Here is a 12,345-nt window from a genome sequence, read left to right as displayed (position 1 = left end):
TTACTGTTCTTTGTTAGGATGGACAAATTGGTGAACCGAAAATTCCTCTTCGGTGCAAATTACTTCAAAAAGGTATCCTCCCTGCGTCGTTTTCACCTGAGAGATACTCCCTGGAGGGGTTTGGGTTTTTAGAATTGTTCCATCTCCAACAACCCAGTACCACAATTTCCATGGCCAGGGATCAGGAAGTTTTTCACGGGTGGTATATCGTCCTGTCGCAAATGCAGCAGTGCAATATAGTTCTTTTGATATCTCAAATAAGTGTTCTGCTCCATATTTCCTGATAAAATATTTTAAATCAGATGCAAGGGAAAGTGCTGCTGATAGTGAACTTACCTGAATGAATATACCTACCGGTATTTCGAGCGGATTATAAAACCTGAGTGCATGCCAGGCTGTCTCGGATCTTCGCAACTCCTGGTAGATCCGAATTCCTGGTCTGCTGAATATCAGCAGATTCATAAAAAAGGTTAGCGGAACATCCGCTCTTCAATATCATGCTCTTCGCCACTAACTTTACTGATGGCATCAAGCAAATCCTGATTTGTCACTTCAAAAGCACTTTTTCGTACCGCAAACATACCTGCTTCCCGGCATACTGCCTGGATTTGTGCTCCGGTAAGGCCCTCGGTTAAGAGTGATATCTCTGCCAGATTTATGTCCGGAGAAAGTGTCATTTTCCTGGCGTGGATTTTGATGATTTCTTCCCGTGCAATGATGTCGGGAACCGGGATCTCAATAATCCGGTCAAATCGTCCAGGACGGAGAAGTGCTGCATCCAGCATATCAACCCGGTTGGTTGCTGCCATGATTCTGACATCTCCTCGGTTGTCAAATCCATCCATCTCGGCTAATAACTGCATAAGCGTTCTTTGAACTTCAGCACTACCACTGGTTCCGTCATTGGTTCTGGTAGTCCCTATAGCGTCAATTTCGTCAATAAATACAATAGATGGTGCCCGGTCACGTGCTAGTGAGAAGAGTTCACGGACCATCTGGGCTCCTTCTCCAATATATTTATGAACCAGTTCACTCCCGCTCATACGGATAAACGTTGCTTTTGCATTATGAGCTACCGCTTTTGCCAGAAGTGTTTTTCCTGTTCCCGGAGGTCCGTACAGAAGAATTCCTTTCGGTGGCTCAACTCCTATCCGCTCAAAGACCTCAGGCATGGTCAGGGGGTATTCTACTGCTTCCCTGATCTCCTCAATCTCACGTAAGAGCCCACCAACATACTCAAAGGTGACATCAGGTGACTCATCAAGCTCCATCACTCTGACTCGTGAGTCATACGTCTCTTCAAGAACTTTGACAACTGACAAAGCATTATTCACGGCAACTTTACATCCCGGATAGATGTAGGGGCGCAGCTCATCTGCAACAAGGGTAACATATTCCTGATTATTACCCATCTGACGCAGATAGATCTCACCATTTTCAAAAACATCCACAACCAGTGCTACAAAGAGGGGCATTCGTTTGAGCTGTGAATTTTCACGTTTCAGAACGGAATTTTCCTTGATTAATTCCTCTGAACGGATAGACAACTCAAGATTCTGGGCCTCCAGCTCCTGGATCCGGATCTGATAATGAATCTCATTTTCACAGGAGATACGTGCAAGAGGCTGTTCCATAGTACATAATTATCAAGTGGTCCTACTTATACGTGAGTGTGCATGATAATCCATGGACGCGGTATATCGCGTGGTATTGGAAAAGGGCCATTGCTCATAGGTCCTGATCCAATCTCATTTCTATCCGGCGTAGATCCGGAAACCGGAATAGTAATCGAACCAGGCCATCCTCTAAAAGGAACTGACATAACCGGTTCTGTTCTGGCGTTTGAGTATGGGAAAGGTTCAACAGTGGGGAGCTACATCCTCTATGCTCTCTCGCGCAATGGTCATGCTCCTGCTGCGATTATTAACAAGGAAGCAGAGACGATAATTGCAGTCGGGGCAATTATGGGAAAGATCCCCATGATAGATCGGATAGGAACTCCTCTGATTGATCTTCCGACAGGAAAGGAAGCAGAAGTAGATGGAAATACAGGAACACTGACAATTTTCGGATAAAAGGGTTATTGATTAGGACGTAAAGGAATATTCACGAACATATTTTTTGTCCAGATATGGAAATCCCCATTCGGTACAATATCCATCAAGGGTTTTTAGGTCGGTTATTACCTTTTTCCCATACTGATCTGTAAGATCCTGGTTTCTTCGATAATTTCCCAGTGATGCTGGATCTGATCCGGCATTTTTCCAATACACGGCCTGTTTTAGACTTGAAGCATATGATCCCTGAGAACGGATAAATCCGAGATATTTATTAAAAATTACTTCTTCTTTTGAAGTGAGTCCTGGGAAAACATTTTTCTCAGGGAGTGAGCGGTCAAGATGATATTCGTTGGTTAGCTCCTGGACTAGCGTTTCAAGAGCCAGAGCCTTATTTTGTATTCCTGCTGCATCCAGAGCACGATCTGATGCCCTGATATCCATATAGGCCTTTGTCAGTTCAGGGAATGTTTTTTCGATGAATGCTTTTAATTGCATTGAACCAGGTGTATCAGGTGTCATAACACGTTCTTGAACAGGTTCACCCAGGTTTTTCGTCATGACTGGTTTTTCTGTTACAGGTGAAGATGTTGTGGGTACAGGTTGTATCGGCCCGTTATCTGAGAGCGATCCAAGATCCTGGTTTATACATCCGGATGAAAGAATACAGATTATCATGAGGAATATTGCAATTAGCAATCCCTGATCCTTCATAACATCGGATAGGAGAACTGAGTATAAAAAAGTGATCTGGATCTGGGAGAGTTTATCCTGCATCATTCCCCCTCATGTCCCTTCATCTCTCATAGAATGAGATGAAAAATGACCCTATTTTGGTAGATGATACATGGGATTGATATCCTTTTCGCATCAAACCTTGAAATGTGGAACTCTTCACGATCATCCTGACCATCATGGGTCTTTGTATGTTCGAGATAATCTGCAGTATTGATAATGCAATAATTAATGCAGAAGTCCTCGGAACAATGCACCCAAAATACCGAAGATGGTTTCTTCTCTGGGGGATTTTATTTGCAGTCTTTCTTGTGCGGGGACTATTACCTCTTTTACTGGTCTGGCTTTCCACTCCGGATCTCACACCCTGGGAAGCCTTTACCGCGATGTTTAGTGATAATCCGGATGTCAAAGAAGCAATTGAGACATCATCCCCTATCCTGCTGATTGGAGGAGGAACATTTCTCATATTTCTCTTCTTTCACTGGCTTTTTCTCGAGGAGAAAAACTTCGGCCTGCGTGGAGAACGGTACTTTTTTTCTAAAGGAGTATGGTTTTACGCAGTGGTATCAATCCTGTTGATGGCTATTGTCTGGTTTGCAATTGAGAGAAATCCAATGATGGCTTTTGGTGCTGTTGTTGGATCAACGGCGTTTTTTATCGTTCATGGTTTCCGTCAGAATGCAGAGTTGCAGGAACAAAAACTCATGGGAGGGGATCTCTCTGATATCAGCAAGATCCTCTATCTTGAAGTTATCGATGCTACCTTCTCCATTGATGGAGTGCTTGGGGCATTCGCCTTTACCATGTCTGTCCCATTGATTCTGGTAGGAAATGCGCTCGGTGCAATTGCAGTCAGACAGATTACCGTTGGCAATATCGATAGGATAAAAAAATACCGGTTTTTGAAAAATGGAGCAATGTATTCCATTCTCTGTCTAGGTATCATTATGCTTATAGACAGTTTTGGTTTTCACATTCCCGAGTTTGTCTCACCGGTGATTACTTTTGGCGTTGTAGGCTTGTTTTACCTGAAATCTGTTCGTGATTCTGAAAAGAACAGTCCTGATGCCTGATTTATCTTCTTTTTTTACCCGTACTTAAAACACCATGTTTTAGTCTTTCAAACACCTATAGTATAGGACACATTTTCGCATCACATATTTTTTGGGAGGTTTTCGTCTGTCCAATACATACAATTCTGAGAATATCAAAATCCTGCGTGGTCTTGAACCGGTCCGGGAACGACCGGCAATGTATATCGGTTCAACCGATACCCGGGGTCTTCATCACTTGGTGTATGAGGTGGTTGACAATGCCATTGATGAAGCTCTTGCAGGATACTGTACCCATGTCCAGGTCGTTATCCATCCTGATGGTAGTGTAAGCGTTGAGGATAACGGACGTGGGATCCCGGTAGATCCAATGAAGGACAATGATAACAAAAGTGCTCTTGAAACAGTACTCACGGTCCTTCATGCTGGTGGAAAATTTGACAAGAATACATACCAGGTGTCTGGGGGTCTGCATGGGGTAGGTGTATCTGTTGTCAATGCTCTGTCAGTTGAGTTAAATGCTACAGTTTGGAAAAACGGGTACAAATACCTGATGCTTTTTTCAAGAGGTGCACCACAAACTGATCTTGAAAAAGAAGAAGAGAGTTTTGAGGAGATAAAAGACCGGTATATCAGACGGTATCATAATCTCCCAGAAAATTGTCCGGAAACTAAGGAAGAATTCCTGGAAAAATATCTGGATAAGGTCACAGGCACCTGTGTCAGGTTCAAACCGGATGCAAAGATATTTGAAACAGTCGAGTTTGATTATGATATCCTTGCTCACCGGATGCGGGAACTTGCATTTTTGAATTCTGGTATCACCATCAGTATTACTGATGAGCGGTGTGAGGATCTTGAGGAATGTAGTGAAGTCTTCTCCTATGAGGGTGGGATATCAGAATATGTCAGATATCTTAACCATGAAGTTCAGCCAATCCATGAATCGGTCATCTATTTTGGCAGAAAAGATGAAGAAGCCAAGGTTGAGGTTGACATTGCATTCCAATACGGAGCAGCATATTCAGAAAAAGTATACACGTACGTAAACAGTGTCAATACCAAGGAAGGCGGGACACACCTTGAGGGTTTTCGATCTGCTCTCACGAAGGCCATTAATAAAATGGGCAAGGAGAATAAGGCAATCAAGGACCAGAACCTCTCCCTCAAAGGTGACGATGTCAGAGAAGGTCTAACTGCCATCATCTCAATCAGGATGGCAAACCCTCAGTTTGAAGGCCAGACCAAGATGAAACTAGGAAACAGTGAGATCAAAGGCATTGTTGATTCACTGGTCTACGCTTCTCTTTGTGAATATTTTGAAGAACATCCAAAAGATCTGGCCTCTATTGTTGATAAGGCAGTTTTGGCATATCAGGCCAGAGAAGCAGCACGGAAAGCAAAAGAACTTGCGAGAAGAAAGAGCACCCTTGAATCATCCGGACTTCCAGGGAAACTTGCCGACTGCTCTGAACGTTCTGCTGAAAAAAGTGAGATTTACATCGTAGAAGGAGATTCTGCAGGAGGCAGTGCCAAACAGGGCCGTGACAGACGGTTCCAGGCAATCCTTCCGCTTCGTGGTAAGATCCTGAACGTTGAAAAGGCAACTGTCCATAAGATCCTGAAAAACAATGAAATTCAGGCACTAATTTCAGCAATCGGGACTGGTGTTGGTGAATCATTTGATATCGAGAAGGCACGGTATCACCATATCATCATTATGACTGATGCCGATGTGGATGGTGCTCATATTAGCACACTTCTCATGACGTTCTTCTTTAGATATCTGCAGCCGCTCATTGAAGCAGGTTTTATCTACCTGGCCCAGCCTCCCCTGTATCGTATTGCGAAAGGCAAACAGGAGAAGTACGCCTACACCGAGGATGAGATGAGAGTGATTCAGCAGGAGATGGGTGAAAAAGGCGTGAACGTTCAGCGATACAAAGGTCTTGGAGAAATGAATGCATCCCAGCTCTGGGCAACAACCATGGACCCGGAAACACGAGTCCTCAAGCGGGTAATTATCGAGGATGCTGCCTACGCAAATGAGATCTTTGAAAAGCTGATGGGTGATGATGTTACTGCCCGTCGTGACTTTATCAAACGGCATGCAAAAGAGGTGACAAACCTTGACATCTGAAGAACCCCAGCAGCCTCTCTTTGTCCCGAAGGTCAATCCGGTCAACATCGAAGAGGAGATGAAATCCTCCTATATCGATTATGCGATGTCTGTCATCATCGGGCGTGCAATTCCTGATGTCCGTGATGGATTAAAACCGGTGCATCGTCGTTCACTCTTTGCCATGTGGGAGATGGGCAACACTCATGATAAAGCATATAAAAAATCCGCACGTGTAGTCGGAGATGTCATGGGTAAGTATCACCCGCATGGTGATGCATCCATTTATGATACTATCGTCAAGATGGCCCAGCCGTTCTCATATCGGATGATGCTGGTTGACGGTCAGGGTAACTTTGGTTCAGTTGACGGCGACGCTCCTGCGGCAATGCGTTATACCGAGGTCAGACTGAAACGGGAAGCAGAGGAACTTCTTGTTGACCTTGAAAAAGAGACGGTTGAGTTTGTCCCGAACTTTGATGAATCACTTGAAGAACCATCAGTCCTTCCGGCAAAACTGCCAAATCTTCTGATAAACGGATCAGATGGTATTGCTGTAGGTATCGCCACCAAAATGCCACCCCACAACCTGGGTGAAGTCTGTAATGCGGTTTGTCACTATCTGAACCATCCGGAGGCCACTGTTTATGAACTCATGCAAATACTCCCCGGTCCTGATTTCCCAACCGGCGGTATCATCATGGGAACTGAGGGGATTCAGAATGCATACCTCTCAGGACAAGGCAAATTAACCGTCCGGGGTGTTGCAGAGATCGATGAATCCGGTAAAAGAGACCAGATTATTATAACTGAGATCCCTTACCAGGTTAATAAGGCAAAACTTATCGAGCATATCGCTGAGCTGGTCAAAGAGAAGAGGATTGAAGGGATTTCAGACCTCCGTGATGAGTCTGATAAAGACGGGATGAGAATTGTCATCGATCTTCGGAAGGATGCCCGCCCTCAGCTGATCCTGAATCACCTCTATAAGCACACCGCTCTTGAGAGTACCTTTGGTATCATTAACTACGCAATCGTTGATCGTCAGCCAAAGATTCTTGGTCTTATTGCTCTGATTGAGCAGTTTGTCCGTCATCGTATCACGGTTATAACGAGAAGAAGTGAGTTTGACAAGCGGAAAGCTGAAGAACGGGTCCATATTCTCCGTGGTCTGCTCCATGCAATCGACAATATCGATGCAGTTATCGCGACCATTCGTGCAGCCCAAACCGCTGATGAGGCAAAGGAAGCACTGATAGCAAAATTCTCCCTTGATGAAGCACAGGCCGGAGCAATCCTACAAATGCAGCTTCGCCGGCTTGCGGCTCTTGAAAAGCAGAAACTAGTCGATGAGCGGGAACAACTTGAGGCAGAGATCAGAAAACTTCTTGAACTGTTGTCTTCAGAGGCCAACATCAGGTCAGAGATATCCCGTGAACTTCATGAATTGAGCGACAAGTATGCTGATAAGAGAAGAACCCAGATCACTGGTGACCTACAGGAGATTGTAAGAGAAGATCTCATTCCAAACAAGCAGGTTCTGGTCTGTCTGACTCACCAGAATTATGTCAAGCATATGGATGTGGACGCCTACCGGGTTCAGGGACGTGGAGGCAGAGGAGTTATGGGAATTTCTATCAAGGATGGAGATTATGTGGAACAGGCCTTTGTTGCCAATACTCATGACCATCTTCTCTGTTTCACCTCAACCGGTCGGGCTTACTGGCTCAGAGTCTTTGATATTCCAGAAGGGTCCAGGCAGAGTAAAGGCAAGGCTATCGTAAATCTCCTTGACCTGCGAAACGAGGAGCGGGTAACCGCAGTCATCCCGGTACAGGAGTTCTCATCTGATCGGTTCTTCCTCTTCCTGACCGAACGGGGTATGATCATCAAGATTCCACAGGATGAATTTGCTCGCCCACGATCAACCGGGGTGAATGCGATTACCCTACGTGAGGGTGATAACCTGGTGTATGTCATGGTCAGTGATGGCAGTCAGGAGATCATCATCACTACCAAATATGGTCAGAGTCTTCGGTTCCATGAGGAACAGATACCTCTCCGTCACCGCAATGCTCTGGGAGTTATTGGAATGCGGATGAAAGATGATGATATCGTCACCAGCATGACCGTCATTGAGGATGGAAAACATCTCCTTACCATTACCTCGTCAGGGTATGGAAAACGGACAAACTTTGATGAGTACCGGGGTCATGGCCGTGGAACGATGGGTGTCAGAAACATCAAGCTGAAACGAAATGACGGCATTGTCACGGCATTCTCAGCAGGTGCGGAAGAGGAGATCATCCTGATGAGTGCTGAAGGAATTGTTATAAGAACCAGTGTTGATAAAATCTCTATCCAGGGTCGTTCAACTCAGGGGGTCAGAATTATGAAACTGACTGCCGGTGACCGGGTGGTTGGTGTTACTTCACTTTCTCCGGAAGAGCAGAAAGAGATCAGTGATGATATCCCCCAGGCAGAGATTGTTGACGAGGGACCGGATGAAAACGGTTCTTCTGAAGAATAAAAATTTTTGTATATACTTATATTTTTTCAAAGCAGAGTTTGAAAGAATGTCTCTTTCATTTTCAGCTTTTATCCGCTCATGAATCATCCATTATTTTCAGGGTTTATTAGAGAGGTAATAGAAGATAATGAGATTCTTGCAGTATATCACTATGGAAGCTCGGTAGCCAGAGGTGATTTCAGAGACATTGATATCTGCATTATTTCATAAAATGATGAGCAATCAGCTTTCTTTGACAGATTTCTCCATTATTCAGGATCATATGCAGCAATGGCTCAGATTCCCCTAGATATAACTTTATTCTCTCTCCTCCCTCTTTATATTAAAATTCAGATAATAAGAGAAGGGATCCCGATTTTTGTCAGGGATGGAGATATTCTTTTTGAAAAAATTTTACAAACGAATAGGCAATGGGATGATTATGAACCATCATACAGGATAATGATAGAATGATAAGTAAAGAACGAATACAAAATTCTATCCGTTTGTTAGACCAATATATTGAAGAATTAAAATAAAATATTTTCGGATAATTATGATTCATATAAGGAATCACTCATCATAAGAAGATCATCCGAGCGACAAATTCAGATAATAATTAAACAAGTAAATGACATATCTGCCTTGCTATATCGGTATTTCTTTTCAGGATTAGCGGGAGATGAATTGATAATATTGGAAAAATTATCCGAACATTGTCTTTCACCTGAGCTGTGTGAAAAAGTCAGACATATGAATGGTTTTCGAAATATCCTTGTACATGGATATGAATCGCTCAATGATACTCTCGTTTACAACAACATTTTTTATGGAAGGGCTGATATTTATCAGTTTATGGAAGAGGTCGAAGATTGTATAAAAAAATTTAAATTAACCGATACAGGTTTCTTGGTATCGTTATTTCAAACCTGACTCCTTTTCCTTCCTTGCCGGTTTCAGAGATCGAAAGACCGGTAATTGAGAGGATCTCCCGGGATAAAAAGAGTCCGAAGCCGGTATTTTTTCCAAACCCATGATGAAAAATTTTCTTTTTATTCTTTTCTATTATGCCAATCCCATTATCCTCATAGATAAGGATGAGTCCTGATGGTATTTCTTCTGTAAAGAATGTGATCTCAGATACATGTTCACCATGCATCAGTGAGTTGGAGATAAGGTTTGAAAAAACTTTTTCAAGTAATGGATCAGCATAAACCTCTATTGAATTCAGATTATCTGCCCATTTTACATATTGAATCCGTCCTACTTCCTTCGCTGCAGCAATTGCGGCCCCTAGGTTTTGCCATTGGGGTTCTTTTACACCAACATCCTGGTATTCTTTGGTAAACACTATCTGGCTTCGTATTGACTGGGTTGCTTCAACCTGTTTCGCAATAAAGGGTTCAAGGTCTGGATCTTTATTCTTCTTAGTTAAAAGATCCAGATATGCCAGGAGGATTGTAATCTGGTTCAATACATCATGACGGGTTATTGACGAGAGCAGGTTTAATTTCCTGTTGCTCTGGACCAATGCATCCTGGGCTATCTTCTGCTTTGTGACATCCATGCATAATAGCAGTATTGATGATTGATTCTGCCAGACAATCTCGGCCATACCAACCTCAAGCCATCGAAGTTCTCCAGCCATCGTGAAGGCTCGGAGAGATACTCCTGCATGTATTTGTTCTCCATGTCGGGCTCGCTCTAAAAGACCTGAAAATTCCCCCTGGTCATCAGGGTGAATAATATCCATTATTCCGAAATTTTGAAGATCAATTGATGAATATCCAAAAATATCTGATGATTTGGGATTTGCAAATATAATCCGAGTATCACGGATAACAAAAACACCTTCTCCTGCATTGTTGACCAGGAGTCGGTACTGTTCCTCGCGTTGTTTTAATGCTTCTTCAGAAATTTTGCGTTCGGTTATATCCCTGGCTATGGTCATAACAAGGCTTTGGTTTCGGATCCGAATTGGATAGGTCATAACCTCCGCAAAGAGTGATTTTCCATCTTTTTTGCTGATATTCACCTCGTCAGGTCCAGTGGGCCTGCCAAGAGCATTTTTCGCAAACAGTACTGCTGTTTTTGTAATATGCATCGAACCGATAAGCCCCATCGTAAAGATATTTCGACCCCTGAGATCATCGGGTGTATATCCAGTCAACTCTGTTGCAGCCCGGTTGGATTCAATAAAGGTTCCTTTAATGTCAGTTAGAAGGTATGCTTCTGGTGCATAATCAAAGAGGATTTTCAATCGTTCCTCATTGTTTTTTACCTCCTGCTCTGCAGCTTTCATATCAGAAATATCAGTCAGAACAATAGTCACTGCCCGGACCTCATCAGAGTCATCATCCTTAACCGGGGTAAACCGACGAATATAATCTTTTGAAATCCAATGGAATTCATCTTGAAGCTGACGTTTTGTAGAGAAAACCCGCTCGAGAGCCTGATCAAATCGTTGTTCTTCTCCTGGCGGCAGCATAACACGCATTCGTTTTTCAAGATATTTATCGGCGATATCTCCAAGTTTATTCCGGTGATATGAATTCATGAAGAGGTAACACCCTTCATGATCAACCATGAAGATAGAATCTCCCGTTGATTCAACAACGCTCCGATAATTAGCCTGGGTGATCTGGAGGGATGAGAGAGTTTTCCGCTGCTCTGTTACATCACGAAAACTCCAGACCCTCCCGATAATAGTTCCTCCTATTCGCTGTGGGAGCGTGTTTCGTTCAAATATTCTCCCATCGCGAAATTCGAGTACATCAAATGCTTCTTTTTCTGGATGGGTTTTCAGATAATTGAGTTTTTCAATAAATGTCTCACGGTCTTCCAGCTGGTCTTCTATATATGCAAGTAAAACTTCTTCATCTCGTTCCTCAATGACAGTTTCCGGAATAAACCACATATCAAGGAACTTTTGATTATAATTGATGATTTTGCCGCCCCGGTCAACGACAAAGATACCATCTGATGTAGATTCAAATGTTGCTGTAACCAGTGAAGCTCCTCTGGCAACTTCATCTTCCAGTTTTACCCGATCGGTGATATCAATTGAGACAACCGTTACTGCAAGTGTCTGTTGTGATGTCTGATATCTGACCGGAATGAACTTACGGTTATAATATCTCCCATCTTTTTCATATTCTTCTGAAAAGTAGTTGCTGTGAGTGATAACCTGGTTTAAGGAGTGGACAAACCGCTTGGTTTCATCATCGGTATGGAGATCCTTATAGGATTTAGATTCATATTCCTCTCCAAAAACGCCCAGACGTTTCTGATGAGGACTATTGATAAAAAGATATCTGAAATGACGATCGACCATATATATAGAATCGTCAGTTGCTTCTACTATCGTTCGAAAGTTCGTATCTGCGTAATGTAATGCTTCCTGGTTTTGTTTTTGCTTTACTGTCTGCCTGATAAATGTGTTTAGCCGGATAATTTCCAGTTCAGATTCTTCATTACGTAAAAAGAAATAATCCACTCCGGCTTTTATTGCTTCTTTCACCACTCCTTGAGCCTGTTCACCAGTGAGAATGGTAACCGGACTGTATTGAATGTGCTTTTTAATCTTCGCAATAAAATCAAGGCCGTTTTCTTTCCCTAAATCAAATTCGCTGATTACTGCATCAAAATGATTAGTCTGCAATTGATGGATGGCATCCTTCAGATCGGCTGCTGCGCTAATAGATACCTTAGCCCCGCTCTCTGAGAACAGATGGGTTATCTGGGTATATTGGTTAGGATCTCCTATGGTAAGGATTGAAATTGCAACCAGATCGAATCACCCGATGCATGAATGAATATCTTATGATACGTTGCTTAGTGGTTAAAACCATCTGACAACAGTTTCATAGT

10 protein-coding genes are annotated in these 12,345 nt (G+C 43.1%); 6 read left to right on the top strand and 4 right to left on the bottom strand.

Annotated features, from left to right (window positions below; all coding sequences use genetic code 11):
- Together KSK55_RS03500 and KSK55_RS03495 are read right to left on the bottom strand one after the other, a co-directional pair.
- Window positions 1-462 carry a hypothetical protein gene (locus tag KSK55_RS03500; protein WP_218608190.1) on the bottom strand — a complete coding sequence of 154 codons (462 nt, stop codon included), beginning with the start codon at window positions 460-462 and terminating at the stop codon, window positions 1-3.
- 8 nt (window positions 463-470) lie between these two features.
- Complete coding sequence (locus tag KSK55_RS03495; RefSeq protein ID WP_214418821.1) at window positions 471-1,634, bottom strand: proteasome-activating nucleotidase; 1,164 nt, start codon at window positions 1,632-1,634, stop codon at window positions 471-473.
- Between the two features lie 42 nt (window positions 1,635-1,676).
- Here KSK55_RS03495 and KSK55_RS03490 point away from each other — a divergent pair, with 42 nt between their 5' ends.
- Complete coding sequence (locus KSK55_RS03490) at window positions 1,677-2,075, top strand: aconitase X swivel domain-containing protein (RefSeq protein WP_214418820.1); 399 nt, start codon at window positions 1,677-1,679, stop codon at window positions 2,073-2,075.
- A 12-nt stretch (window positions 2,076-2,087) separates the two neighbouring features.
- Here the strand turns inward: KSK55_RS03490 and KSK55_RS03485 are convergent, their stop codons facing one another.
- Window positions 2,088-2,837, bottom strand: coding sequence for a hypothetical protein (locus KSK55_RS03485; protein ID WP_218608189.1), 750 nt, complete (start codon window positions 2,835-2,837; stop codon window positions 2,088-2,090).
- 146 nt (window positions 2,838-2,983) lie between these two features.
- Between KSK55_RS03485 and KSK55_RS03480 the strand changes: the two genes are divergently transcribed.
- The 5 genes from KSK55_RS03480 to KSK55_RS16675 all read left to right on the top strand — a co-directional run bounded on the left by KSK55_RS03480 (window position 2,984) and on the right by KSK55_RS16675 (window position 9,408).
- Window positions 2,984-3,868: a DUF475 domain-containing protein gene (locus KSK55_RS03480; protein ID WP_371816510.1), complete on the top strand. Its 885-nt coding sequence runs from the start codon at window positions 2,984-2,986 to the stop codon at window positions 3,866-3,868.
- Between the two features lie 91 nt (window positions 3,869-3,959).
- Window positions 3,960-5,987, top strand: coding sequence for a DNA topoisomerase subunit B (locus KSK55_RS03475; RefSeq protein WP_372238733.1), 2,028 nt, complete (start codon window positions 3,960-3,962; stop codon window positions 5,985-5,987).
- A complete protein-coding gene (gene gyrA / locus KSK55_RS03470) occupies window positions 5,977-8,496 on the top strand; it encodes a DNA gyrase subunit A (RefSeq protein ID WP_218608188.1) in 2,520 nt (839 codons plus the stop codon). Before KSK55_RS03475 ends, gyrA begins: the two co-directional genes overlap by 11 nt.
- A 78-nt stretch (window positions 8,497-8,574) precedes the next feature.
- Window positions 8,575-8,706, top strand: a complete 132-nt coding sequence (locus KSK55_RS16360; protein WP_256664169.1) for a hypothetical protein — start codon at window positions 8,575-8,577, stop codon at window positions 8,704-8,706.
- A gap of 309 nt (window positions 8,707-9,015) precedes the next feature.
- Window positions 9,016-9,408: a DUF86 domain-containing protein gene (locus tag KSK55_RS16675; protein ID WP_218608862.1), complete on the top strand. Its 393-nt coding sequence runs from the start codon at window positions 9,016-9,018 to the stop codon at window positions 9,406-9,408.
- Here KSK55_RS16675 and KSK55_RS03460 read toward each other — a convergent pair.
- Entirely contained in the window at window positions 9,362-12,175 is a 2,814-nt protein-coding gene (locus KSK55_RS03460) for a PAS domain S-box protein (RefSeq protein ID WP_256664291.1), read from the bottom strand. The two genes, KSK55_RS16675 and KSK55_RS03460, sit on opposite strands and share 47 nt — an antisense overlap.
- Window positions 12,176-12,345 lie beyond the last annotated feature (170 nt).

This window comes from Methanospirillum hungatei, assembly GCF_019263745.1.
Taxonomy (GTDB): Archaea; Halobacteriota; Methanomicrobia; order Methanomicrobiales; family Methanospirillaceae; genus Methanospirillum; species Methanospirillum purgamenti.
The sequence above is the reverse complement of the archived record's forward strand: the minus strand, read 5'-3'. Positions and strand labels throughout refer to the sequence as shown.

Excerpts from the sequence above, each read along its gene's own strand:
- KSK55_RS03500 (WP_218608190.1), bottom strand. The coding sequence starts at position 462 with ATGAATCTGCTGATATTCAGCAGACCAGGAATTCGGATCTACCAGGAG.
- KSK55_RS03495 (WP_214418821.1), bottom strand. The coding sequence starts at position 1,634 with ATGGAACAGCCTCTTGCACGTATCTCCTGTGAAAATGAGATTCATTAT.
- KSK55_RS03490 (WP_214418820.1), top strand. The coding sequence starts at position 1,677 with ATGATAATCCATGGACGCGGTATATCGCGTGGTATTGGAAAAGGGCCA.
- KSK55_RS03485 (WP_218608189.1), bottom strand. The coding sequence starts at position 2,837 with ATGATGCAGGATAAACTCTCCCAGATCCAGATCACTTTTTTATACTCA.
- KSK55_RS03480 (WP_371816510.1), top strand. The coding sequence starts at position 2,984 with ATGTTCGAGATAATCTGCAGTATTGATAATGCAATAATTAATGCAGAA.
- KSK55_RS16360 (WP_256664169.1), top strand. The coding sequence starts at position 8,575 with ATGAATCATCCATTATTTTCAGGGTTTATTAGAGAGGTAATAGAAGAT.